Origin of the sequence: Streptomyces sp. NPDC060049, assembly GCF_042736715.1 — a bacterium.
Classification (GTDB): Bacteria; Actinomycetota; Actinomycetes; order Streptomycetales; family Streptomycetaceae; genus Streptomyces.
In genome coordinates this window covers 198811-222995 of sequence record NZ_JBHWVV010000015.1, presented here as the reverse complement: position 1 = coordinate 222995, position 24185 = coordinate 198811, and the positions used below count along the sequence as shown (strand labels likewise).

Genomic DNA, 24185 nt, shown 5'->3' with positions numbered 1-24185 from the left:
ACCTCGTTGCAGCCCTCCAGCTGCTCGAAGTCCTCCATGCTCGGGTCCTGCGCCTGGAGCATCGTCCCCATCGCCCCGTCGGCCACCACCACACGCGAAGCGAACGCCTCACGCAGCGCGGCGACCCGCGACCGCTGGTCCCCGGTCATGACACACCGGCCGCGGAGTCCGCCGTCGCGTACGTGGCGCCGACCTGTTCCAGCAGGGCGCCGCGCGAGGTCTCGTACTCCTGCGTGCCGACCGTTTCGAGGACGACGGTGGCCAGTGCGCAGCCCAGACGGGCCGCGCCCTCGGGGCTCCAGCCCCAGACCGTGCCCGCGAGGAAGCCCGCCCGGAAGGCGTCGCCCGCGCCGGTCGGTTCGACGGCCGCGGTGGTGGGGACCGCCGGGACGCGGAGCGTGGACTCGTCCTCGCGGGCGATGCGCGCTCCGTCGGCGCCGAGCGTGGTGATCCAGCTGCCGACCCGGGCGAGGACCTGGCCGGTGGTCCAGCCCGTCTTCTCCTGGAGCAGGGCACTCTCGTACTCGTTGGTGAAGAGGTACCGGGCCCCGCCCACGAGGCTGCGGACCTCGGCCGGCTCCAGCCGGGCCAGCTGCTGCGAGGGGTCGGCGGCGAAGGGGATGCCGAGGGTCCGGCTCTCGTCGGTGTGGCGGAGCATCGCCGCCGGGTCGTTCGGGGAGACGACCACGAGGTCGAGGCCGCCGACGCGCCGGGCCACGGGGGCCAGCTCGATGCGGCGGGCCTCGCTCATGGCGCCCGCGTAGAAGGTGGCGATCTGGTTGTGGTCGTCATCCGTGGTGCAGACGAAGCGTGCGGTGTGCAGCTCCTCGCTGACCAGTACGGATTCGGTGTCGACGCCGAAGGAGACGAGGCGCTCCGCCTCCGGACCGTAGTCCGGTCCGACCGCTCCGACCAGCACCGGGTGCAGGCCGAGCGAGCCGAGCCCGAAGGCGATGTTGGCCGCCACTCCCCCTCGCCGGATCTCCAGGCGGTCGGCGAGGAAGGAGAGGGAGACCTTGTCCATCCGGTCGAGGATCATCTGGTCCGCGAAACGGCCGGGGAAGGACATCAGGTGGTCTACGGCGATCGAACCGGTAAGAGCGATCTTCACGGGAGCTGCCTCTGTCTCGTCTTCGGTTCCGTCAGCGGCCGACCGCGGCCTTGAGGGCCTCCGCGCGGTCGGTGCGTTCCCAGGTGAAGTCCGGCAGCTCGCGGCCGAAGTGGCCGTAGGCGGCGGTCTGGGCGTAGATCGGGCGGAGCAGGTCGAGGTCGCGGATGATCGCGGCCGGGCGGAGGTCGAAGACCTCGGCGATGGCGTCCTCGATCTTCGCTGCGTCGACGGTGGCGGTGCCGAAGGTCTCGACGAAGAGGCCGACGGGCTCGGCCTTGCCGATGGCGTAGGCGACCTGGACTTCGCAGCGCGAGGCGAGGCCCGCGGCGACGACGTTCTTCGCGACCCAGCGCATGGCGTAGGCGGCGGAGCGGTCGACCTTGGACGGGTCCTTGCCCGAGAAGGCGCCGCCGCCGTGGCGGGCCATGCCGCCGTACGTGTCGATGATGATCTTGCGGCCGGTCAGGCCGGCGTCGCCCATCGGGCCGCCGATCTCGAAGCGCCCGGTCGGGTTCACCAGCAGGCGGTAGCCCTCGGTCTCCAGCTTGATGCCGTCGGCGGCGAGTTCGGCGAGGACGTGCTCGACGACCTGCCCGCGGATGTCGGGGGTGAGCAGCGCGTCCAGGTCGATGTCCGGCGCGTGCTGCGAGGACACGACGACGGTGTCGAGGCGGACGGCCTTGTCGCCGTCGTACTCGATGGTGACCTGGGTCTTGCCGTCGGGACGCAGGTAGGGGACGGTCCCGTCCTTGCGGACCTCCGCCAGCCGGCGCGAGAGCCGGTGCGCGAGGTGGATGGGCAGCGGCATCAGCTCGGGGGTCTCGTCGGTGGCGTAGCCGAACATCAGGCCCTGGTCGCCGGCGCCCTGCTGGTCGAGCTCGTCCTCATCGCCCTCGACGCGCTGCTCGTAGGCGGTGTCGACGCCCTGCGCGATGTCCGGGGACTGCGCGCCGATGGACACCGACACGCCACAGGAGGCACCGTCGAAGCCCTTCTTCGACGAGTCGTAGCCGATCTCCAGGATCTTGTCGCGGACGAGCTGCGCGATCGGCGCGTACGCCGTCGTGGTCACCTCGCCGGCGATGTGGACCTGGCCGGTGGTGATGAGGGTCTCGACGGCCACGCGCGAGGTGGGGTCCTCGCTGAGGATCGCGTCGAGGATGGTGTCGCTGATCTGGTCGGCGATCTTGTCGGGGTGTCCCTCGGTGACGGACTCCGAGGTGAAAAGGCGACGGGACACGGCACTCCCAGTGCGAGTCGGCGGCGGACTGACGAGAGCGGAGAACAGCACTCGGGCGGGACCGGGACGGCGGACCCACCAACGGCGATTTTGTGGACGCCCGCTTAAGCACCGCTTGCGTGAAGGTCAGATCAGCTGCCGCCAGATCTCGATTTCCTCCGGGGACAATTCCCGAAGGCTGTCCCATTTCTCCGGATGCCCGGGCGGCGGACCGCCCACGGGGCGCTCCGGGAGCAGGCCGGCACCCTTTTCCCCGGGCCACAGGCCGTCCGGGTGCAGGGGAGCCAGCGGTACCCACACCCCGCCGACGGCGCCCAGCCCGGCGATGAAGGCCCACCACTTTCGGTTGCGCAAGCTGCCCTCCTGAGCCTGGAACAACGACAGTTCACCGCTTGGAGCATGGCGGGCACGGCTTGGCTTCGACTTAAGCAGGGGTCGAGGCGGGCCCCCGGACACGGGCGGGCGGGGTCCGTCGGCAGCCGCGCGCGGGCGCTGCGGCGGCTGCATGGCAAGCCCATGGCAATCGCGATCCGCGGCCATGGCGGGGGTGGGGCAGAACTCGCCGCTCACCGGTCTCACCCGACAGGTTCTCGGCATGATTTCCCCGCTCCGGTACACATTTTCCGGCCACGGCCCGCCTTTCGTTGACCGGCTTTCACGCCGGCGGATCTGATCCCTTTCATGCGTGCGCTCCACGACGGGATGCGCATTCCCGCCTCTTTTCATCTCACGCCAATCAGGAGCAGCAGATGGGCAATCAGCAACTCGTCATGTGCGTCGTCGGCAACGGGCCCCGCGGGCTGTCCGCGCTGGAGCGTGTCTGTGCGAACGCCGCTCAGTTCCCCGACGTCGACGTGACCGTGCACGTGGTCGACCCGGAACAGCCAGGTCCGGGCAGAGTCTGGCGCGGGGACCAGTCCCGTCATCTGCTGATGAACACCGTCGCCTCCCAGGTCACCCTCTTCACCGACGACACGGTCGAGATGGCGGGGCCGCTGGCCTCGGGGCCGAGCCTCTACGAGTGGGCGCGGCTGATGACGCCGCTGGAGCCCGGCGAGGGCGGCCTGGACGCGGACTTCCTCGCCGAGGCCCGCCGGCTCGGCCCCAACACCTACCCGACGCGCGGTTTCTACGGCCGCTACCTGGAGTGGGTCTTCCAGCACGTCGTGGCGCTGGCCCCGGCACAGGTGGAGATCGTCGTGCACCACAGCCGCGCCGTCGCGCTCGACGACGGCGACGGGCGCAAGGACGGTCCGCAGACGGTCCGGCTGGAGGACGGCACGGTCCTGGAGCACCTGGACGCCGTGGTCCTCTCGCTCGGCCACGTCCCGGCCGAGGAGCCCGAGTGGCTGCTGCGGCTGCACGAGGAGGCGTCCGCACTGGGCCTGCGCCATCACCTGCCGGTCAACCCCGCCGACACCGACCTGTCGGACATCGGCGCGGGCGAGGCGGTGCTGCTGCGCGGCCTCGGCCTCAACTTCTTCGACTACATGGCCCTGTTCACGCACGGCCGGGGCGGTGTCTTCGAGGAGGACGGCGGCCGTCTCGTCTACCGCCCCTCCGGGCTGGAGCCGCGCATGTACGCGAGCTCGCGGCGCGGGATCCCCTACCACGCCCGCGGCGAGAACCAGAAGGGCGCCTTCGGACGGCACGTCCCGCTCCTGCTCACCGAGGCCAAGGTCCGGGAGCTGCGCCGCCGCGCCGAGCTGAACTCGGGGCTGGACTTCCGCACGGAGATCTGGCCGCTGGTCGCCCGCGAGGCGGAGGCGGTCTACTACACCGCGCTGCTGGCCCGCGAGCACTCCGCGTCCTACGTCGACGCCTTCCGCGACCTGCTGCTGCGGACCGAGCGCGGGAGCGCGGCCGAGCGGCGCCTGCTCGCGGAGTTCGGCGTCGCGCCGGAGGACCACTGGGACTGGGAGCGGCTCGCGCAGCCCCACCTCGGCCTGGAGTTCGCGGGCCCCCGCGAGTACCGCGCCTGGCTCCTCGACCTGCTGCGGCGCGACGTCGCGGACGCGCTGGAGGGCAACGTCGCCGGGCCTCTGAAGGCGGCCCTGGACGCACTGCGCGACCTGCGCAACGAGATACGCCTGCTCGTCGACCACAACGGGCTGACCGCGGCCTCGCACCGCGACGACCTCGACCGCTGGTACACCCCGCTCAACGCCTTCCTCTCCATCGGCCCGCCGACCCGCCGCATCCAGGAGATGATCGCGCTGATCGAGGCCGGGGTGCTCGATGTGATCGGCCCCGACATGCGGGTGGAACTCGACTCCGCGGGACGCCGGTTCACCGCCGCCTCGGGCCGGGTCCCGGGCTCCCAGGTGCACGCGGGCGTGCTGATCGAGGCCAGGCTGCCCGACATAGACCTGCGCCGCACCGCCGACCCGCTGCTCCTGCACCTCAAGGCCACCGGGCAGTGCTCGGCCTACGTGATCGACGGGCCCGGCCGGGAGACGTACCCCACCGGCGGGCTCGCGGTCACGCAGCGCCCGTACCACCTGATCGACGCGGCGGGCGAGGCTCACCCGCGCCGTTTCGCCTTCGGCGTGCCCACCGAGTCGGTGCACTGGGTGACGGCAGCCGGCATCAGGCCCGGCGTCAACTCCGTGACCCTGGGGGACTCGGACGCCCTCGCGCGCGCCGTGATCGCCCTGGCCGGGGTGCCCGCCGAGACGGCGGCGGCGCGCAGCGAGGTGGCGGGATGACCGGCCTCGACTCCGGGCTGCTCTCCCCCGTCCGGGCGGGCACCCCGATCGAGCCGGTCACCGGCGACCTCGCCTGGCTCCAGGCGATGCTCGACGCGGAGACCGCCCTGGCCCGTGCGCAGGCCAGGATGGGGCTGGTCCCCGCCGCGGCCGCCGAGACCATCACGAAGGCGGGCCGGGCGGGGGAGTTCGACCTGCGGGCCCTGGCCGAGGCGGCCCGGGGCGCGGCCAACCCGGTGGTGGGCGTCGTCCAGGCACTCACGGAGGCGGTGGCCGACGCCGACCCGGCCGCCGCCGACTACGTGCACCGCGGCTCCACCAGCCAGGACGTCCTGGACACGGCCACGATGCTGGTGGCGGCCCGCGCGCTCGAGGTGATCACCGCCGATCTGGAGCGCACCGCCGGCTCCCTGGCCGTGCTCGCCGCCGAGCACCGGGACACCCCGGCGGCCGGCCGGACCTTGACCCAGCACGCCGTGCCCACCACCTTCGGGCTGAAGGCGGCGGGCTGGCTGCAGGGGGTGCTGGACGCCCTGGAGCGGCTGCGCGCCCTTCGCCGCGGGGGGCTTCCCGTGGAACTGGGCGGCGCGGCGGGCACGTTGGCTGGCTATCTGGAGTACGCGCGGATCGACGCCCCGGGCGGCGCCGCCGGCGATCCGGCCCGCTACGTGACCGAGCTGTTCGGTGCGTACGCGGACGAGCTGGGCCTGGCGGTGCCCGTCGCTCCGTGGCACACGGCCCGTACGCCGTTGGCGGATCTGGCCGCCGCCCTGACCCTGGCCTCCGGGGTCCTCGGCAAGATCGCGGTGGACGTGCAGTCGCTGTCGCGCACGGAGGTGGCGGAGGTCGCCGAACCCTCCGCGCCGGGCCGCGGGGTCTCCTCCGCGATGCCGCAGAAGGTCAATCCGGTCCTGGCCACCCTGATCCGCTCGGCGGCGGCGCAGGTCCCGCTGCTGGCCGTGGGCGTGACCCAGGCCCTGCTCGCGGAGGACGAGCGCCCGGCCGGTGCCTGGCACGCGGAGTGGCAGCCGCTGCGCGAGTGCCTGCGGCTGGTGGGCGGGGCGGCGCACACGGCCGCCGAACTGACCGCGGGGCTGCGGGTGCACGCCGACCGGATGGCGGGCAACCTGCGGCTGACGGGCGCGCTGATCGTGGCCGAGCGGCTGGCGGCGGTCCTGGCCCCGGTGCTGGGGAAGGCGGGGGCCAAGGCCACCGTCACCCGTGCCTGTCTGGAGTCCGCCGCGAGCGGCCGCCCGCTGGGCGAGCTGCTGGCCGTGGAGCCGCGCGTCGCGGCCCGCTTCACCCGGGAGGAGCTCGACTCCTTCGCCGACCCGGCCCGGTACACGGGGGCCGCCGGAGCCCTGGTTGACCGCGTGCTCGCCCGCCACCGGGAGCTCGTACCCGCCCGGTGACCCGGTGACCACGGCGCACGACGAGGGGGGCTGCCCGGACGGGCAGCCCCCCTCGTCGTGCGGCCTCGTCCCACGGCCCGTGCCACCGCGCCGGACCACCTCGCACAGTGGTCATGCGCGGCCGGTTCGGAAGGATCGGGTAGGGCCGGGGCGGGCGCGGCGGGAGTTACGGACGCGCCGCGAGACCGGCCAGCGCGTGTTCGGCGAGGTGGCCGGCGAGTTCCGCGTCGAGCGGTCCGGTGCCGAGCAGCAGGCGGAACCAGATGGGCCCGAAGACCAGGTCGACAGCGGTGTCGAGGTCGATGTCGGCGCGCACCTGGCCCTGTTCCTGCGCGAGTTCGAAGCGGGCCCGGGCGACCGTGCGGTTGGGACCGAAGACGTGCTTGAGGAAGAAGCCGGCGAGGCGCTCGTCGGTGTTCGCCTCGGCGGCCAGGGCCGCCAGGTGGGGGCCGACGCCAGGGGCGGCGAACAGCTCGACGACCGAGGTCAGCTGCGCCTTCAGGTCGGCGGCGATGTCCCCGGTGCGGGGGAAGGCCATGTGGGGTGCGACGGCGCGCAGCAGGGTCTCCACCACGACGAAGCTCTTCGCGGGCCAGCGGGCGCTGATCAGCTGCTCGTCGACGTTCGCGCGGGCGGCTATGTCCCCGAGGTCGAACTCCCGGTACGTACGCTCCGCGCACAGCTCCAGGACGGCGGCGAAGACCGCATCCTGAGCCTGTGGATCTACCCCTGCGGTGGTGGACTGCTCCAGATTCGGCATACCGGAAACCCTAGGTCGCGCCTTGTGCGCGGGGCCCGGTCCGCCTGTGGCAAGAACCTGCCGTACAGGGAGTTTCCGCCGCCCCGACAGCCGTGGAAACGCGGGCGGCCGGACCCCGGCATCGGGATCCGGCCGCCCCGCGCGTGGCGGAGCCGTCGACCGTCGGAGCGGTCAGCGCTCCAGCAGCGCCCGTACGCGCGGTACCGCGAGCTTCGCCGAGGCGATGGCCGCCTCGCTGCTCGGCCGCAGGTACAGCCAGTCGCCTGCGTACTCGATCGGTCCGGGGGCGCGCTGGACGAACTTCTTGCGCAGGGCGAGCGCCTCGGGCGGCGCGTCCGGGAGCGCGTGCTTCCAGCGGATGACGTCGGTACCGACGCACGCCTCCTGGAGACCGTCGATGAGCAGCCGCTCGCCCTCCTCGAGGACCATGCGCGAGACGTCCTCGTCGCTCGCGTCGAAGAGGCCGGGCACCCGGCTGGGCGAGATGAGGAGGGACACCAGGCCCTTGCCGGCCGGTGCCCGCTCGGGGCACTTGTTGTGCTCGACGGTGCAGCCCACCAGCAGCGGGCTCTCGCCGCGGGCGATCAGCGCCGCGTACAGCTTCGGACCGAAGGTCGTGCGGCGCGGTTCGAGCGGACGGTCGAGCATGCAGGCGACGCGCATCACCGGCGAGAAGGTGGAGGCCTCCAGGAAGGCCCGCTCCTCGTCCGGGACGTCGGGGTAGATGGACGTGATCTGCGGGGAGGGCAGGGTGACCACGACGGCCCTGGCGGTGACGTCGGTGCCGTCCTCGAACAGCAGCCGCGCCCCGGTGCCGTCCTCCCTGACGGTCTGCACGCGCCTGCCGACGTGCACGGTGAGCCGCTCGGCGAGCTTGCGGGCCATGGTGTCCTGGCCGTACTTGTACGTGCGCCAGCGCAGGATGCCCTTGGTGCCGAGCATGATCGCCATCAGCGGGGCCGCCGTGGAGCGCTCCGGGGTCCAGCCGAAGGCGGAGGCGGAGATCGGCTCCAGCATCCGGTCGACCAGCTCGGGGTGGTACTCCTGGCCCAGCTCGGTGACCGTGCTGGTGCCGAAGACCGAGTCCTCCGGGTGCTCGGGGTCGAGGGCGCCCCGACGGCCGGCCTTCGCCATCAGCCGCAGCATCTGCGCCCACGCGGCCGGGGAGAGGCCGGCCCTGCTGAGCGCGGACAGCGGGTGCCCCAGCCACGGGAACGCCCGGCCGTCGCGCCAGAGGGCCACGGGTGGCCTGATGCGGTGGACGTCGCCGGACTCCTGCAGGCCGAGCTCGCGGATCAGCTCCCAGGTGGACGGGTAGCCGAAGGGGGCGAGCGTCTCGGCTCCGCGGTCGATCGTGTAGCCGTCGATGCGGCCGCAGCGCATCCGCCCGCCGGCCTCGGCCTCGGACTCGAAGACCTCCACCCGGTAGCCGGCCTCGGCCAGGCGGTAGGCGGTGGTCAGGCCGGCGATGCCCGCGCCGACGACGGCGACGTCCAGATCAGACATTGCTGCTCCTCGTGGAGTGGGCCCCCGCCGGGACCGGACGGCTTTCACGGACCGGCTCGCCGGCCTGCCCGGCGGCCGGCGCCGCCGTCTGCTCGGTTCCCGCGACGGGCTTCCCGGACCAGGGCCGCCGGCCCTCGGCCAGGAACTGGCGGCGCAGGAGCGTCATGTACGTCAGGTCCAGGACCAGGACGGTGAATCCGAAGAAGGGCAGCAGCCAGCGGTCGGGGAACTGCCCGGCGAACATGATGGTGACGGTGAAGGTGCCCAGCAGCTTGGACAGCGCCACGCCCATCGACTGACCCTTGGTGGAGCGGCGCTTGCGCAGCAGCCCGATGTAGGCCGCGCTCATGAAGACGTTGATCCCCATGGCACCGTAGATGCCGTAGAAGTCGGCGAACTCGCGTCCCAGCAGGACGTGGAAGAGCGTCGCGTAGCCGACCAGGCCCAGGACCACCGCCGTGTAGATCCTCGGCGGTATCCTCGTGAACTCCTTGCGGCCGTACTTCAGGGCCTGCGCGAGGATGATGACGTCGAGGCCGAACCAGGCGACGAGCATCCACTTCTGGACCGCCGGCGTCGGCAGGACGAAGCCGTAGGTGAGCTCCCAGCCGAAGTTGAGGGCCAGCGCGCCGAGCGGCATGCCGACGTACTTGTCCACCGACGCCCGCCGGATCAGCGCCACGTACGCGTAGATCCACGCGAAGCCCTGGAACATCTCCAGCGGCCAGTAGAACCAGTCGGGCACCTCCCTCGGCGTGTGCATCGCCGGCGGGTTGGTCATGAAATCGATGAGGACGATTCCGTCCATGTGTTCTGTTCTTTCCCTTCTCGGTCGGCGGGGGTCGTCAGGTCCAGCGGCCGGTGCCGACGGTCTGCCTCTCGCCGAGTACCTGCTCCAGCAATTCGAGTCGGCGCACCTTCCAGGTGGCGGTGCGCGGGACGTCCTCCCAGCGGACGAGGACCGGCTCGGCCAGCGGGGGCAGCCCTCGCGTGGCTCTCTCCCAGTCGGCCTCGTCGAGCTGGCCGTCCCTCATGGACAGCACGGGAACGGGCAGTTGGCCCTGCACGCCGAGCACGGTCACGTCGATGGCCTTGTCGAGGCGGTCGAGCAGGACGCTCTCCACCTCGATGCTGCTGCCGCCGGGGATGGTGTCGACCTCGCGGTCGACCAGGCGCAGCTTGCCGAAGCGGCCGCGGACGCCGACGTCGCCGGTGTTCCACCACTTGCCGTCGAGCTTCATCTCGTGGCGGTCCTCCTCACCGAGGTAGGTGAGGCAGCGGCCGCCGGAGGCGACCATGAGGATGCCGGGCTTGCCGCGGGGCTGGGTGCGGCCGGTGTCCGGGTCGACGACCTTGACCTTGGCGAGGATCGGTACGGGCCGTCCCAGGTCGTTGGTGATGGCGGTGGGAGAGTCGTTCTTCTCGACCTTGCGGCGGTTGAACCACGCCACGCAGACGGGTCCGACCTCGCTCTGGCCCCAGCCCTGGCCCCAGATGACCCGCTTGTGGCCCGAGGCGGCGAGGAACTTGCGCACGGTGCGCGGGTGGACGGCGTCGAAGGTCCCGGCGAAGAGCCGGACCTGCCGGAACAGCTCGGGCCGGTCGTCGGCGAGCTCCTCCCAGCGCTGGAAGATGTTGGGGCACGCCTCGAGCGTGGTCGGCTTGAAGTCGTGCAGCGCGCGGGCGGCGTTCTCGATGGAGGGGTCGGAGATCACCACGACCGCCTTGGGGGCGAGGGCGAACTGCCCCGCGGTCCAGGAGACGTTGCGGGCGTGCGCGAAGGTCACGGAGGAGCCCACGACGTCGGTGCGCTTGCTCGCGACGACGGGGAAGCGGATGCGCTCCAGGCGGCTGGCGAGTCCCAGGATGGTGCGGCCCGAGTTGACCACGAGCTTGGGGACGCCGGTGGTGCCGGAGCTGTGCGTGATGATCATCGGCTCGTCGTCGGGGACGAGGTCGACGCGGGCCTCGGCCGCTCCCCGCAGGTCGTCGAGCGCGACCGAGTTCGGGGGCAGGGGCTCCTCGGGCTTCCCGATCACCACGACCCGTACGCCGGGGTCGGCCAGGTTGATCCCGGCCCGGTAGGCGCGGTCCAGTTCCTCGGCGCCGGCCACGATGAGCTGCGGCTTGAGGTTGTCGATCATCGACCGGATGGAGGCGACGTTCTTCAGCGGCGCGAGCTGGGCGGGCAGGACGCCGATCCGGGCGGCGCCGGCGGCGAGCATCAGGGTGTCGTAGTGGTTGCGCTTGACGATCGCGATCCGGTCGCCGCGGCGGGCGCCCGCCGCGTACAGCCATGCGGCCGCGCGGCGCACGGTCTCGGCGAGGGAGGCGGCGTCGTGCCGGATGCCGGCGTCCGGGGCGATGTCGAAGGGGCGGTCGAGCAGCATGACCGTCTGCTGCCGCGCCTCCGCGTGCAGGTCGTAGAGCAGACCGATGTTGGAGATCCGGGATGTACTCATGTTGTTTCTCCCAGGAGACAGAGGTGGATGCCGCCGACCGCGGGCCGGGGTCCGCTCTGTGCCCCACCGCCCGGTCTCCCGGGCGGCGAGGCACAGAGCACGACCGGGGTCGTCAGCGGGTGTTGGAGGCCAACGGCGCTCCGGAGTTCGCGCCGGTCACCGGCGCCTCCTCGCCCTCGTGGAGGCCGAAGCGCTGGTGCAGCTTGCGCAGCGGGCCGGGAGCCCACCAGTTGGCGCGCCCCATGAGCTTCATCGTGGCGGGCAGCAGGGCGCCGCGGATGATGGTGGCGTCCATGACGATGGCGAGCGCCAGGCCGAGGCCGATCGCCTTCATGTAGCTGATGCCCGAGGTGACCAGGACCACGAAGACCAGCGAGAGCAGCAGTGCCGCGTACGTGACGACCTTGCCGACGCGCTCCAGGCCGGAGGCGACCGCCAGTTCGTTGTCACCGGTGCGGTCGTACTCCTCCTTGATCCGCGACAGCATGAACACCTCGTAGTCCATGGACAGGGCGAAGGCGATCGTGAAGAGCATCACCGGCACGGTCCAGGTGATGGCGCCGGTGACGATGAAGTCGCCGACCAGGCCCTTGAGGTGGCCGTCCTGGAAGATGAAGACCAGGGCCCCGAAGGTGGCGGACAGGCTGAGGCCGGTGAGGACCATCGCCTTGATCGGCAGCAGCACGCTTCCGGTGAGCAGGAAGAGCAGGACGAACATGCCGACGAAGAGGATGAGCGCGGCCACCGGGAGGGTGTCCTCGAGCTTGTCGAAGGTGTCCACGCTGACGGCCGCGGGGCCGCCGACCTTGACGTCGAAGGGGGCCTTCGTGCCGCGGACGTCCTGGACCAGCTCGTCGCCCTTGTCGCCGTACGGGTCCACGGCGGGGATCAGGGACAGGAAGGTGGAATCGGAGGCGCCGAAGCGGGCGTTGCCCTCGGTGGGCTCGGCGACCAGCTTGCCGCCGGCGTAGCTGCCGGTGAGGGCGTCGACGCGGGTGACGCCGGGCAGCGAGGACAGCTGCTCGGCGTAGGAGCCGATCTCGGCCGTCTTCGACTTCGGGTCACCGCTGCCGACGGCGACGATCTGCAGGGGCTGCTGCTCGCGGGAGTCGAAGTCCGCCTTGAGCTGGGCCGCGACCTGGGCCGACTTGGCGTCCGCGGGCAGCACGCTCTCGTCGGGCAGGCGCACGTTCATGTTCGCGGCCGGCAGGCCGAGCAGGACGACGAAGGCGAGGACGAGGACGGAGACCAGGACCGGGCGCTTCATGACCGCGGTCGAGGTGGAGTGCCAGAAACCGCCGCCGTCGTTGGCCCGGTTCGGCTTGCGCTTGATGATCTGCCACTTGTCGATGCGCGGGCCGATCCACTTGAGCAGGGCCGGGACCAGCACGATCGTCGAGGCGGCGGCGAGCAGGGCGGTGGCGATGCAGCCGAAGGCCAGCGAGCGCAGCATCGTGAACGGCAGCGCGAACAGGCCGAGGAAGGCGACCGCGACCGTCAGCGCGGAGAAGAGCACCGTGCGTCCGGCGGTGCGCATGGTGACGCGGATGGCCTCGTTGATCTCCTTGCCGCGCCGCAGTTCCTCTCGGTAGCGGGTGACGAAGAGCAGGCTGTAGTCGATGCCCAGCCCGAGCCCCAGGAAGGTCGTGGTGCTCATGACCATGCTGGAGGTCTCGCTGAACATGGTGACGCCGAACAGCACGCCCATCGACAGCAGCATCGCGCTCATGGCGACGGCCAGCGGGAGCAGGGCGGCGATCACGCTGCCGAAGATGATGATCAGGACGATGAGCACGAGCGGGAAGACCATGGAGTCGGCCTTGGCGCTGTCCTCGGAGGACTGGGTGGTGTTCTCCAGCCACATCATCGCGGAGCCGCCGGTCTTCACCTCCAGCCCCTCGACCTGGCCCGTGTACTCCTTGTCGATCTCCTTGATCCGGGCGATGACGTCGTCGAAGTCACCGTTGACCCGGCCGAGGACGAGGGCCTGGTTGCCGGACTTGGCGCGCAGGGCCGGGGCCTTGCCCGAAGTCCAGTAGGAGACCACGTTGGAGATCTCGGCCTCGCCGGCGATCTTCTGGGTCAGGGCGGCGCCCGCGGCGGCGACCGCGGGGTCGTCGACGCCGCGCTCGTCCTTCACCAGGAGGAGCAGGTTGGGTTCACCCTGCTTGAAGGTCTCGCCCAGCTCGGCTGCGGCCTGGTACGACTCGGTACCGGTGGACTCGTAACCACCCATCGTGAGGCGCTTTTGCAGACCGCCTGCCGCGCCGCCGGCCACGAGGACGATGATCAAGGTCCAGAGCAGTACCTTTTTTGGTGAATTGAGCAGGAGTCGGGACAGACTCTCAAACATGGGATTCCCCTTCTTCGGAACGTAACTCCGGCGTCATGCGGACGCGGAGAGCTTTCGGTTCAGCCAGCGCTCGGTGATCGCGTAGGCCTCCGGTGCCGTGCGGTGCACGTTGAGGGAGTGGCCCGTCGCCGGGACGACGTGCGTCTCCAGCTCCGCCTCGGGCCCGTAGAAGTCCTCTTCGAAGGCGTGCACGGCCTCGCTGTCGGCGGCGAAGCCGACATCGGCGCTGCTGAACAGCGCGTCGTGCTCACCGACCACGAGGAGCACGGGAACCTTGACCGCGAGCGAGTACTCGGGCAGGTAGGTCTGCGGCAGGCTCTCGCCCTCGCCGAGGGTGGCGGTGGCCTTGATGAGCTCGTCGTGGGCCGACAGTTCCGGGTCGATGCCCTCCGCGTGCTCCAGCATCCGGGCGCGCAGGCCCGGGCGCTGGGTCATGTACCACTGCGGCAGGTCCGGGTCGGCGATGACCGGGTCCTCGGCGCCCGGGTGGAAGAAGTTGATGACCTCGTCGTAGAGCGGCGCCGTGGTGTGCAGCATGCCGGTGACGACGAGGGCGTCCACGTCCGCGTGGCGTGCGGCCTCGACGATGGCCAGGCCGGAACCGAAGGAGTGGCCGACGGTGACGACCTTGGCGAAGGAGTGCCCGCCGGGGGTGCCGGCGCGGAGCTCCTGGACGACGTGGTGGATCGTCTCGACGTTGCTGTCGACGGTGACGTCGACGGCCGCCGGGCGGCTGCTGGCGCCGGTGCCGAGGCGGTCGAGGAGCAGCACGGCGTAACCGGCGCGCAGCATGTGCGCGGCGTAGTCGTACTCGCCGGGCACGGTCCAGTAGCGGCGGTCGTAGGTGAGGCCCGGCAGGAGCACCTGGACGGTGTCGGCGCCCTGCTCGGGGATGAGCAGCTCGCCGCGGAGCTGCCACTCGGTCTGCGGCGCGGCGACGGGGCGCACGCGGAAGGTCAGGTCCTCGCGGACCGTGCCGTCCTGCGTGTGCGCGGCCGCGTCCAGGTCCGCGGGATGGATGGCGGTCGTGGTCATCGGGTTCTCCTAGAACTGCCGTGGATCGGAAGGATGTCGGCGAGCGGTGCGGCGTCCTGCGCGTCCCGCCCGCCGCGCGGCGGGCGTGCGGAGGAGCTCGAGGCCCGCTGTCCGGACGACGTGGTGAGGACCCCCAGGGAGGAGGTACGGGCCGCCGTGCCGTGCGTGGTGCTCGGCGGGTCGGACGGGACGGGCCCCCGCGGCCCGCGCAGGGCCGCGGCCAGCACCTTGGGCCGGAAGGCCGCGGTCGGCGTGACCAGCAGCTGGCCCAGCTCGAGGATCACGGTGGCGGCGGCGCGGTTGACCGGGGCCACCGCGGCGACCTTGTCGACGTACCACTGGGCGATGCGGGTCTGCAGGTCGGGCGGGGTGACCTCGGCGGCCCACGGGTACTTGAGGTCGGAGGTGGTGGCGATCTGCCAGGCTCCGGCGGCCTCCTTGGCGAGCGCCTTGCGCAGCCGCCCGGCCAGTCCGGGGACCGTGCCGCGGTCGCGCAGCATCCGGTCCAGGACCAGCGCGCCCTGGACGGCGACCGACATGCCCTGCCCGTAGGAGGGGTTGAAGGCGGCCATCGCGTCGCCGACGACCAGGAACCGGTCGGGGGCGCGGCGCAGCTTCTCGTACTGGCGCCAGCGGTTCTCGGTGCGGCCCGAACCGTGGATCGGGCCCAGAGGGGTGGCGTGCTCGATGGCCTCGAACAGGACGGGGTCGCGCAGGGACTTGACGGCCTGGAGGAAGCCCTCGAGGTCGGTGGGGGGCCGGCGGCCGCCGCTGGCGGACACCGACACCATCCACTTGCCGTCTTCGATGGGGTTGAGGATGCCCTGGCGCGGATTGCCGGGGGTGGCCATCAGCAGCATGCACTTCCAGTCGGCGACGTGGCCGGCCGGAGGGGCGAACACCGCGGTGGCGTAGGCGGTCTGGGCGTCGACGACGCTCTCGCGCGGAGCGTCGTAGCCGAGCTCGGTGAGCCATTCGGGGGCGCGGGACTTGCGGCCCGAGGCGTCGACGGTGAACTCCGCCGCGACGAACCGCTTGGCACTCCAGCCGGCCGGGGCCGCCCCGTCCCTGCCGCGCACCCAGACGCCGGTGACGGTGGAGCCGGGGCCGCCCTGGAGGGAGACCACCTCGTGCTCCTGCAGGAAGGAGACCTTCGGGTCGCCGAGCAGCCGCTCGCGCACGACGGAGTCGATGACGTCGCGGGTGCCGGTCATCATCGACAGGCCCGTGTCGAAGCGCGGGATCCAGCCGCCGGGGGCCATCAGCAGGATGTCCTCGGGCATGCGCACGCTGACCATGCCGGCGGCGATCAGCTCGTTGCCGATCCCGGGGAAGAGCTGCTCCAGGCCCTGGTGGCCGGCGGCCATCAGGTTGTGGGCGTGCCGGGACTGGGCCACGCCCCGGCGCCACCGCGGGCCGTCGGGCAGCCGGTCGCGCTCGATGACCGTGACCCGGTCCATGGTGCGGGCCAGGGCGGCGGCCGCGGTGAGCCCGGCGAGGCTCGATCCGATGACGATGGCGTGGCCCTCGCCGGTTTCGGTGCCGGGGGCCCCTGTGGTCTGGCTCATCGGCTGCTCCCTCCTGCGTGCGTGGTGGCGGCCGCGGCGGTCGGGCGCGCCGCGAGGTCCCCGAGGACCGCGGGCAGGCCGTCCGCCACGGTGGGGTGGGCAAGGCTCCAGCCGAGCTCGGTGCGGGCACGGCGGTTGGAAACGCGGTACGAGGTGGTGAGCGAGGTCGCTACGGCCCCGCCGAACGCGAGCGCGGCGAGCGGCCGCGGTACGCCCGAGACCTTGCGCACGCCGGTGGCGAACGCGATCCGCGCGGTGAACTGGGCGATCCGCAGCGGCTCGTCGTCGACGAGGTTGTACGAGCCGCCGGCGGGCGCCCGGTCCAGTGCGGCCAGGTATCCGGCCGCGAGGTCCTCGACGTGGACGCAGCTCCAGTAGGCGCGGCCGTCGCCGATGTAGCGCAGCCGCCCGGAGCGGACCTGGTCGAGGAAGGCCGTCTTGAAGTTGCCGCCGGGTCCGTAGACGAACCCGGCGTACAGGGTGACGGCGTCCAGCCCCCGCCCGCCCAGCGAGCGCAGCATCGCCGCACCGGCCGCGTGGCCGACGCCGAGCGGGGCGGGCGCGTGCGGGGTGTTCTCGTCGATCCACCGGCTCCCGTGGTCCCCGTACACGTAGGCGCCGCCCGTGTAGAGCAGCCTGCTGCCGTGGCGCGCGCAGGCTTCGGCGAGCGCCGAGGTCATGACCCGGTCCGCGGTGCGCAGGCCCGCCAGCCGGGAGGCGGTCAGCCGCCCGGTGACGCGCGGCTGGGCCGCGTGCACCACGGCGTCGCTGTGCTCGACCAGCCCGGTGTACGACCCGGGCCGCAGCATGTCGCCGCTGTGCAGCCTTGCCCCGGCGGCGGCCAGGTCCGCGGCGGCGGCCGAGGCCGGGTCGCGGACCAGGGCGGTCACCTCGCGGCCGGCCGCGAGCAGGGCGCGGGTGACCGCGCCGCCGACGAAGCCGGTGGCGCCGGTGACCAGGACCCGCTGCCGAGGGGTGCTCACAGGTGCTCGACCGTCGGGCCGGCGGGGATCTTCCGGCGGCAGTCGAGGACGTACGAGGCGTGCTGCCCGACCAGTTCGAGGTCGAACGCCGAGTGGTCGGTGAGCAGGACGACGGCGTCCGCGGCGGCCACTTCCTCCTCGGTGAGCTCGACGCGCGTCAGGCGCGAGTCGACCCCGTGGCCCTCGACGACGTGCGGGTCGACCGCGCGGACCTCGGCGCCCAGGCGCAGCAGGCCCTCGACGACGCGGGTGGCGGGCGATTCGCGGGCGTCGCCGGTGTCCGGCTTGTAGGCGAGGCCCAGCAGCAGGACGCGGGCGCCCTTCAGGGCCCGGCCGCGCTCGTTGAAGCCGTAGATGAGCCGCTGGACGACGTATCCGGGCATGTGGTCGTTGATGTGGTTGGCGAGCTCCACGAAGCGGAAGAGCCGGCCGACCTTCCGCTCCACCTGCCAGGACAGGTAGACCGGGTCCACGGGCAGGCAGTGGCCGCCGACTCCGGGGCCGGGGGTGAACTTCATGAAGCCGAACGGCTTGGTGGCCGCGGCGTCGATGGCCTCCCACACGTCGATGCCGAGGGTGTGGGCGTACATCGCGAGCTCGTTGACGAGGGCGATGTTGACGTGCCGGAAGGTGTTCTCGACGAGCTTGGTGAGCTCGGCGACCTTCGGGGAGCCGACGGGGACCGTGGTGTCGATCAGCCCGGAGTAGAAGGTGTCGATCGCGGCGAGGGAGGGCTCGTCGATGCCGGAGACCACCTTGGGGGTGCGCTCCAGCGTCCAGGTGCGGTTGCCCGGGTCGATGCGCTCGGGGCTGTAGCCGAGGTGGAAGTCGGTGCCCGCGGTCAGGCCCGAGAACTCTTCCAGGATCGGCGCCACGAGCTCCTCGGTGGTACCGGGGTAGGTCGTCGACTCCAGGACGATGGTGGCGCCCTGGCGCAGGAAGCGGCCGAGGCTGCGCGCGGCCGACTCGATGTGGCTGAGGTCGGGCACGCCCTCGCGCAGCGGGGTGGGCACGCTGATCACGGCGACGTCGAAGCCGCCGAGGTCGCGTTCCTCGGTGGTGGGGCGGTAGGCGCCGGAGTCGAGGACCGCCACGAGCCGCTCGGGCGCGACGTCCTCGACGAAGGACTCGCCGGCCGCGATGCGCTTGACGCGCTCCTCGCTGACGTCGAAACCGACGACCGTGTGGCCCGCCTCGGCGGCGAGCATCGCAAGGGGCAGGCCGACGTAGCCCTGTCCCATGATGACGATCTTTGCCATCGTCTGTCCGTTCCTTTGGTTGCCGTTGGGGGCCGTTGGGGGTGGGTTGACCGGCGGATCAGGTCCACAGACCGGTGCCGAAGGTTTCCTGGGACTCCAGGACCCGCTGGCGCAGGTCGAAGCGGCGCACCTTCCAGGTGCCGGTGCGCGGGAAGTCCTCCCAATCGATGACGCGCGGCGCGGCGAGCTCGGGCAGGTCGCGGGTGGCGGCGGCCCACTCCTCGTCGGTGAGGTCCGGTCCGGACAGGCTGATGACGGGGACCGGCAGACCGCCGGGGTCGCCGAGCACGATCACCTCGGTGGCCCGCTCCAGGCGTTCGAGGAGGATCGACTCCAGCTCGATGCCGCTGACCCCGGGGATCAGGTCGACCTCGCGGTCGACGATGCGCAGGTTGCCGGTGCGCGAGCGCACGCCCATGTCGCCGGTGTTCCACCAGCCGTCCCAGGCCTTCTCCTGGTGGCGGTCGTCCTCGCCGAGGTAGGTGAGGCACAGTCCCTTGGTGCGGACGAGGACGACACCCTGCTCCCCGGCCGGGACGGGCTTGCGGGTCTCGGGGTTCACGACCTTGACCTGCGTGACGAACGGGACGGGGCGGCCGACCACGTTGGTCACCGGGTCCAGGGCGCCCGCGTTCTTGCGGATCTTGTTGCGGGAGTAGATGGCCATGGCCACCGGGCCGGTCTCGCTCTGGCCCCAGACCTGCCCCCACACGGGCCGGCGGACGTCGCTGGCCTCCATGAACTTGCGGACGGTCGGCGGGTGGATCGCGTCGAAGGTGTTGAGGTAGGCGCGCACGCGCCGGAACGCGTCCGGGTGGGACTCGGTGAGGGGCTCCCAGCGCTGGTAGATGTTCGGGCAGGCCTCGAGGATCGTCGGGCGGTGCTCGGAGAGCATCGCGGCGGCGGTCTGCGGCTCGGAGCCGGCGAGGATGACCACGTTCTGCGGCGAGCGGGCCATCTGGGCGAAGGTCCAGGTGATGGCGCGTCCGTGGACGAAGGCGATGCAGGAGGCGAAGACGTCGTCGGGGCGGACCGCGAGGCCCGGGATCGGCATCGTCTCCAGCTTGGTGAGCACGCCGAGCAGGGTGTTCGGCGAGTGCACCACCAGCTTGGGTACGCCCGTGGTCCCCGAGGTGTGCGTGCAGATCATCGGCTCGTCCTGGCCGCGCAGGTCCACCGGCGGCACGTCCGCGCCGCTGAGGTCGGCGAGGCCGACGGCGTCGGCGGCCAGCGAGGTGTCCCCGTCGATGGAGATCACCTGGGTCCCCGGACCGGTGAGCAGCACCCCCTCCTTGACGGCCGCGGCGAGCACGGAGTCGGAGGCGATCAGGACGCGCGGCGCGAAGCGCTCCATCATCTGGGCCAGTACGCCGGGGGCGTTGGTGGCCGAGATCATGGCGGGCAGCGCGCCGATGCGGGCGGCGGCCGCGGCGAGGAGCACCACGTCGTGGTGGTTCTCCTTGACGATGGCTAGCCGGTCGCCGCGGCGCAGGCCGGCCAGGCGCAGCCGGCCGGACATGTCGGCGACGAGCGAGGCGAGGCGGGCCGCGTCGTACTGGCGGCCGGCGTCGGGCGCGATGTCGAAGGGCCGGTCGAGGTGCCATGCCGGCACGTCCGCGTCGGCGTATGCCTCGAACAGCGCGCCCAGGTTCTTGGGTCGCAGGTTCTTCTTCATACCCAGCCTTGTCTTCGTGGAAGTCGGGTCAGCGGACGGCGAGCAGGTTGGCGACGAGCAGCAGGGCCACGCCGAGGCGGTGGGCCTGGCCGCCGAGCTTGCGGGCGACCAGGACCTGCCCCTTGAGCAGTCCGGTGCGCAGTTGGTGCGCGCGCAGGGCGATCACCGGGGCGAGCGCGAGCAGGAACCACCAGGGCACGGCCCCGGCGGCGCAGGCCCAGACGATCGCCGCGGTCTCGGCCAGACTGAACGCGGCGATGACGGCGGCGTAGACGGGCGGCCGCAGCATCGTCGCGAGGTTCTTGCGGCCGGAGGCGATGTCCCCGTCGCGGTCGTTGATGTTGGAGTAGAGCGAGACGAGCACGCTCCACAGGCCGATGAGCGCGGACTCCAGCAGGGCCAGCCCCGTCATCTCGCCGTGGACGAGGCCGAAGGGGATCACCGCGACCAGGCTGGTGCTCAGGATGAGGACCAGTTCCTGCCCGTAGCGGTGGCTCAGCCGCATGCCGTAGGAGTACTGGACGCTGCCGCCGACCAGGACCGGGAGCAGGGCCAGGGCCCACACCGGCCGGTGCGGGGCGATCAGCGCGCCCACGACCGCCCAGGTGACGCCGAAGAGCAGGGCCGCGTACCCGAACCCGAGGGCCTGGCGGACCGTCAGGTGGCCGTCCAGGAGGGGCTTGAGCTCACGGTTGCGCAACTGCGCCTGCGCGGGGTCGTAGTTGACGAGGTCGCTGCCGTCCCGGAAGCCGGTGACGTCGTCGAAGGCGACGGCGCAGGCGCAGACGCCGACCCAGCCGAGGGTGAGCACGACCAGCGTCAGCAGGACCCGCGGATCCAGCCGCTCGTCCGGCGGCAGCATCGTCCACACGACCAGCGCGGCAAGGTAGTAGTCGAAGAACCTCAGCTTGGCCAGCTGCGCGTAGGCACGCGGGCGGCTCATCCGCGGCCGTGCCGGGGGTGCCAGGGTGTCGGTCATGCCCGATTCCTCCGCCGTCTCAGGAGCCGAGCGGCTTGCGGCCGGTGGTGGAGATCTGGACCTGGCTGAGCCAGTTGTGGGCCCGGTCGCCCATCTGCGCGATGGCCTCGTCGATGCGCTCGCGGGTCACGAGGCCCTCGGCGACGATGCGGGTGGCCATGAACTCCAGCCACAGCTGGTAGTGGCGGGCCTGGACCGAGCCGCCCTGGACCATGACCACGCGACCCTCGGCCTGCACGTCCTCCAGGCCGGTGCCCAGCGCGATGTGGTAGTCGACGTGCCCGCCGCGCGGGTCGTGGCCGTTCTCGCGCATGAGCCCGTACCCGGCGGCGCGCACGTCCTGGAGGAAGTCCTCGGACCGGGCGCTGCGGAAGAGCGTCGAGGAGTCGGTGTCCTCGAGGAAGAGGATGCCGCCGGGCTTGAGGGCGCCGACCAGCTTGGCGACCAGGGCCTCGCGCTCGGGCAGGTGTTGGATGACCATGCGGGCGTGGACGAGGTCGAAGGCGGCGGCGGGCAGCTCGTCCTCGCGCAGGTCGAGCTGGAGCACCCGCAGCGTCTCGTCCTGCTCGTCGATCAGCCGCTCGGGCTTGAGGTCGGCGGCGACCACCCGGCCGGTGGGGCCGACCAGTTCCGCGAGGCGGCGGGCGGCGGAGCCCGAGCCGAAGCCGACCTCCAGGCAGTGCCAGCCGGGGCCGACCCCGAGCCGCTCGAAGCGCTCGAAGGTGCCGGGGTCCCAGATGGCCTCGTTGGTGATCAGCCGCTCGGTCTCCTTGTCCCAGGCGGAGTCGAAGACGTACTCCTGCTGCTGGTCCGCTTCCGTGGTGACGGTCATGGGTCCTGGTCCTCCTGGGCCTAGGCGAAGAAATCGCAGATCGTGTCGGCTATGTGCTCGACCTCGGCGTCGGTCAGGTGCGGCCAGACCGGGATCGCGAGGTTGGACCGGCTGGCCCAGCGCGCGTTCGGCCAGTCGGCACCCTCCGGCGCGAACGCGGCGAAGGCCGGCTGCAGCGGGAGCGGGGTCGGGTAGTAGACGTGCGAGCCGATGCCGTGCTCGCTCAGGTAGGCGCGCAGGTCCTCGCGCCGGGAGACCTGGAGCGAGTACACGTAGTAGCAGCGGCCGTTGCGCCCGGCCGGCGGGGCCTTGACGTCCTCGTCGGCGAGTGCGGCGAAGCGGTCGGTGTAGTAGTCCGCGATCTGTGCCCGGCGCTCCATGCGGTCGGCGAAGCCGGCCAGCCGGTGCAGCTGGAAGCCCGCGAGGACCTCGTCGAAGCGGCTGTTGCGGCCGATGCGGTGGTGCAGGAAGCGGTTGACGCCGTCCTGGCCGTGGTTGCGCAGCATCTTGACGGCGGTGGCCAGTTCCGGCTCGTCCGTCAGGACGACGCCGCCCTCGCCGGCCGTGCCCAGCGCCTTGACCTGGAAGAAGGAGAAGGCGCCGAGGGTGCCCCAGCGGCCCGCGGGAACGCCGTCCAGGACCGCGCCCTGGGCGACCGCCGCGTCCTCGATCACCGGAATGCCGTGACGCCGGGAGATGTCCATGAACCGCGGCATGTCGGCCATGATCGAGAACAGGTGCGCGGGCAGCAGCGCCTTGGTGCGCCCGGTGATCAGGCTCTCGGTGTGGTCGGGGTCCATGACCATCGTCCACGGGTCCACGTCCGCGAAGACCGGGGTGGCTCCCGCGTTGACCACGGCGGAGGCCACCGGCTGGCAGCAGAAGGCGGGGACGACGACCTCGTCGCCGGGACCGATGTCCAGGGCGCCGACGGCCAGTTCCAGCGCGCCCGTGCCGCTGCCGCAGGCGAGAACCGCGCCGGCCCCGGTCGCCTTCTTGATCTCCTCTTCGAACTCGGCCGTCCGTCGGCCGAGGATGAAGCGCTGCTCCGGATCGGTGCCGACGTCGAACAGCACCTTGAGCAGGGCGTCCTTGTCTTCCTCGAACAGGTCCGGCGGGAAGAAGGGCAGGGTGGTCACGACTGGCTCCCGGTGAAGAAGTCCCGGATCGCGGCGACGACGGTGTCGAGCTGCTCCTCGGTCAGGTCGGGGTAGAAGGGCAGGGCCACGGCCCGCTCGCAGGCGGCCTCGGCCACGGGGAAGTCACCCGGCTCGTAGCCCAGGTCCGCGAAGCAGGGCTGCACGTGCAGCGGGATCGGGTAGTACGTCTCGGTGCCGATGCCCCGCGAGGTCAGATGGGCGACCAGCTCGTCGCGCCGCTCGACCTCGATCTCGTACACGTAGAAGACCGCGTCGGTGGGGACCGGGCGCTCCACGACGGTGGGCAGGCGCAGGATTCCCGGCAGGCCCGACAGTCGCTCGTGGTAGGCCCGCGCGAGGCGGGCGCGGGTGGCGATGTCCTGGTCGAGGCGCGGCAGCTTCGCCATCAGCACGGCCGCCTGGATGTCGTCCATCTTGCTGTTGGTGCCCGAGGCGCCCGACAGGTTGGAGATGCCCGCGATGTGGTCGATGGTCTTGCCCATGCGGCCGTGGTGGCGCAGGATCTGCGCGGTCTCGGCGATCTCGTCGTCGTCCGTGAGGATCATCCCCGCGTCGCCGATCGCGCCGAGCGTCTTGGTGGGGAAGAAGGACAGCACCCCGCCCCGGCCGAGCAGACCCGCGTGCTTGCCGTTCCAGCGCATGCCGATGCCCTCGGCGCTGTCCTCCAGGACGGTGATCCCGTGCCGCTCCGCGACCTCGGAGATCGCGTCCATGTCGGCGAGCTGCGTGAACAGGTGGGCGGGCATCACGGCCCGGGTGCGCTCGGTGATCGCCTTCTCGAAGGAGACCGGGTCCATGGCGTACGTGACGGGGTCGATGTCCGCGAAGACGGGGACGGCGCCGATGGCCGCGACGGTGGTGGCGGTCGCCGCGAAGGTGAAGGCGGGTACGACGACCTCGTCGCCGCGCCGGACTCCGGCCGCGCGCAGCAGGATGACCAGGGCGTCGGTGCCGTTGTTGACCGCGATGGCGTGCTTGGCGCCGGTGTAGGCGGCCACCGCCCGCTCCAGCTCCAGGCACTTGCGGCCGTGCGACCACTTGTTGCGGTCGAACACGTCTTGTATGTGGGCGCTGATCGACGGCCACAGCGCGTCGAAGGTGGCCGCCTGCGTGAAGAACGGCACCCCCTCGCGCTCGCGACC

The 24185-nt window shown here is 71.9% G+C and carries 18 protein-coding genes and 1 pseudogene; 2 read left to right on the top strand and 17 right to left on the bottom strand.

Annotated elements, in window-relative coordinates:
- Positions 1–145: 145 nt before the first annotated feature.
- From ACFWBY_RS26955 to ACFWBY_RS26945, 3 genes are all read right to left on the bottom strand, one after another.
- Entirely contained in the window at positions 146–1111 is a 966-nt protein-coding gene (locus ACFWBY_RS26955; protein ID WP_385345259.1) for a carbohydrate kinase family protein, read from the bottom strand.
- Positions 1112–1142: 31 nt separating this feature from the next.
- Positions 1143–2351, bottom strand: coding sequence for a methionine adenosyltransferase (metK, locus tag ACFWBY_RS26950; RefSeq protein WP_385409713.1), 1209 nt, complete (start codon positions 2349–2351; stop codon positions 1143–1145).
- 126 nt (positions 2352–2477) lie between these two features.
- Complete coding sequence (locus ACFWBY_RS26945; protein WP_385345118.1) at positions 2478–2705, bottom strand: DUF6059 family protein; 228 nt, start codon at positions 2703–2705, stop codon at positions 2478–2480.
- A gap of 395 nt (positions 2706–3100) precedes the next feature.
- On the opposite strand from ACFWBY_RS26945, the gene ACFWBY_RS26940 reads away from it, so the two are divergent.
- Positions 3101–5059, top strand: coding sequence for an FAD/NAD(P)-binding protein (locus ACFWBY_RS26940; protein WP_385345115.1), 1959 nt, complete (start codon positions 3101–3103; stop codon positions 5057–5059).
- Entirely contained in the window at positions 5056–6471 is a 1416-nt protein-coding gene (pcaB, locus tag ACFWBY_RS26935) for a 3-carboxy-cis,cis-muconate cycloisomerase (RefSeq protein WP_385345112.1), read from the top strand. The genes ACFWBY_RS26940 and pcaB overlap by 4 nt, the downstream gene beginning before the upstream one ends.
- Before the next feature lie 166 nt (positions 6472–6637).
- Here the strand turns inward: pcaB and ACFWBY_RS26930 are convergent, their stop codons facing one another.
- The 14 genes and pseudogenes from ACFWBY_RS26930 to ACFWBY_RS26865 all read right to left on the bottom strand — a co-directional run.
- Positions 6638–7231: a TetR-like C-terminal domain-containing protein gene (locus tag ACFWBY_RS26930; protein WP_385338460.1), complete on the bottom strand. Its 594-nt coding sequence runs from the start codon at positions 7229–7231 to the stop codon at positions 6638–6640.
- Positions 7232–7402: 171 nt separating this feature from the next.
- Positions 7403–8737, bottom strand: coding sequence for a protoporphyrinogen/coproporphyrinogen oxidase (locus tag ACFWBY_RS26925; RefSeq protein WP_385338463.1), 1335 nt, complete (start codon positions 8735–8737; stop codon positions 7403–7405).
- On the bottom strand, positions 8730–9545 hold the full coding sequence (locus ACFWBY_RS26920; RefSeq protein WP_385338466.1) for a hypothetical protein: 816 nt from the start codon (positions 9543–9545) through the stop codon (positions 8730–8732). Before ACFWBY_RS26920 ends, ACFWBY_RS26925 begins: the two co-directional genes overlap by 8 nt.
- 37 nt (positions 9546–9582) lie before the next feature.
- A complete protein-coding gene (locus tag ACFWBY_RS26915; protein ID WP_385338469.1) occupies positions 9583–11199 on the bottom strand; it encodes an AMP-binding protein in 1617 nt (538 codons plus the stop codon).
- Between the two features lie 112 nt (positions 11200–11311).
- The gene (locus ACFWBY_RS26910) at positions 11312–13552 is read right to left on the bottom strand and encodes an MMPL family transporter (protein ID WP_385338471.1); all 2241 of its coding nucleotides are present in this window, start codon (positions 13550–13552) and stop codon (positions 11312–11314) included.
- A gap of 33 nt (positions 13553–13585) precedes the next feature.
- Positions 13586–14587 (bottom strand): alpha/beta hydrolase, encoded by a 1002-nt coding sequence (locus ACFWBY_RS26905; RefSeq protein WP_385338473.1) that lies wholly within the window; start codon positions 14585–14587, stop codon positions 13586–13588.
- Positions 14584–16155, bottom strand: coding sequence for an FAD-dependent oxidoreductase (locus tag ACFWBY_RS26900; RefSeq protein ID WP_385338475.1), 1572 nt, complete (start codon positions 16153–16155; stop codon positions 14584–14586). Before ACFWBY_RS26900 ends, ACFWBY_RS26905 begins: the two co-directional genes overlap by 4 nt.
- On the bottom strand, positions 16152–17138 hold the full coding sequence (locus ACFWBY_RS26895) for an NAD-dependent epimerase/dehydratase family protein (RefSeq protein WP_385338477.1): 987 nt from the start codon (positions 17136–17138) through the stop codon (positions 16152–16154). Before ACFWBY_RS26895 ends, ACFWBY_RS26900 begins: the two co-directional genes overlap by 4 nt.
- Positions 17135–18397: a nucleotide sugar dehydrogenase gene (locus ACFWBY_RS26890; protein WP_385338480.1), complete on the bottom strand. Its 1263-nt coding sequence runs from the start codon at positions 18395–18397 to the stop codon at positions 17135–17137. The genes ACFWBY_RS26895 and ACFWBY_RS26890 overlap by 4 nt, the downstream gene beginning before the upstream one ends.
- Positions 18398–18455: 58 nt before the next feature.
- The gene (locus ACFWBY_RS26885; RefSeq protein WP_385338483.1) at positions 18456–20072 is read right to left on the bottom strand and encodes a class I adenylate-forming enzyme family protein; all 1617 of its coding nucleotides are present in this window, start codon (positions 20070–20072) and stop codon (positions 18456–18458) included.
- A 28-nt stretch (positions 20073–20100) separates the two neighbouring features.
- Positions 20101–21051 (bottom strand): UbiA family prenyltransferase, encoded by a 951-nt coding sequence (locus ACFWBY_RS26880; protein ID WP_385338486.1) that lies wholly within the window; start codon positions 21049–21051, stop codon positions 20101–20103.
- Positions 21052–21070: 19 nt separating this feature from the next.
- A complete protein-coding gene (locus ACFWBY_RS26875) occupies positions 21071–21883 on the bottom strand; it encodes a class I SAM-dependent methyltransferase (protein WP_385338489.1) in 813 nt (270 codons plus the stop codon).
- A gap of 20 nt (positions 21884–21903) precedes the next feature.
- Positions 21904–23022: a DegT/DnrJ/EryC1/StrS family aminotransferase gene (locus ACFWBY_RS26870; RefSeq protein WP_385338492.1), complete on the bottom strand. Its 1119-nt coding sequence runs from the start codon at positions 23020–23022 to the stop codon at positions 21904–21906.
- Positions 23019–24104 (bottom strand): annotated as a pseudogene (locus ACFWBY_RS26865) (DegT/DnrJ/EryC1/StrS family aminotransferase); the annotation flags it as partial. The gene ACFWBY_RS26870 and the pseudogene ACFWBY_RS26865, both read right to left, overlap by 4 nt.
- Positions 24105–24185 lie beyond the last annotated feature (81 nt).

What these genes read in the sequence shown, in the direction of transcription:
- ACFWBY_RS26940 (WP_385345115.1), top strand. Translation starts at nt 3,101, where the DNA reads ATGGGCAATCAGCAACTCGTCATGTGCGTCGTCGGCAACGGGCCCCGC.
- pcaB (WP_385345112.1), top strand. Translation starts at nt 5,056, where the DNA reads ATGACCGGCCTCGACTCCGGGCTGCTCTCCCCCGTCCGGGCGGGCACC.
- ACFWBY_RS26930 (WP_385338460.1), bottom strand. Translation starts at nt 7,231, where the DNA reads ATGCCGAATCTGGAGCAGTCCACCACCGCAGGGGTAGATCCACAGGCT.
- ACFWBY_RS26925 (WP_385338463.1), bottom strand. Translation starts at nt 8,737, where the DNA reads ATGTCTGATCTGGACGTCGCCGTCGTCGGCGCGGGCATCGCCGGCCTG.
- ACFWBY_RS26920 (WP_385338466.1), bottom strand. Translation starts at nt 9,545, where the DNA reads ATGGACGGAATCGTCCTCATCGATTTCATGACCAACCCGCCGGCGATG.
- ACFWBY_RS26915 (WP_385338469.1), bottom strand. Translation starts at nt 11,199, where the DNA reads ATGAGTACATCCCGGATCTCCAACATCGGTCTGCTCTACGACCTGCAC.
- ACFWBY_RS26910 (WP_385338471.1), bottom strand. Translation starts at nt 13,552, where the DNA reads ATGTTTGAGAGTCTGTCCCGACTCCTGCTCAATTCACCAAAAAAGGTA.
- ACFWBY_RS26905 (WP_385338473.1), bottom strand. Translation starts at nt 14,587, where the DNA reads ATGACCACGACCGCCATCCATCCCGCGGACCTGGACGCGGCCGCGCAC.
- ACFWBY_RS26900 (WP_385338475.1), bottom strand. Translation starts at nt 16,155, where the DNA reads ATGAGCCAGACCACAGGGGCCCCCGGCACCGAAACCGGCGAGGGCCAC.
- ACFWBY_RS26890 (WP_385338480.1), bottom strand. Translation starts at nt 18,397, where the DNA reads ATGGCAAAGATCGTCATCATGGGACAGGGCTACGTCGGCCTGCCCCTT.
- ACFWBY_RS26885 (WP_385338483.1), bottom strand. Translation starts at nt 20,072, where the DNA reads ATGAAGAAGAACCTGCGACCCAAGAACCTGGGCGCGCTGTTCGAGGCA.
- ACFWBY_RS26880 (WP_385338486.1), bottom strand. Translation starts at nt 21,051, where the DNA reads ATGACCGACACCCTGGCACCCCCGGCACGGCCGCGGATGAGCCGCCCG.
- ACFWBY_RS26875 (WP_385338489.1), bottom strand. Translation starts at nt 21,883, where the DNA reads ATGACCGTCACCACGGAAGCGGACCAGCAGCAGGAGTACGTCTTCGAC.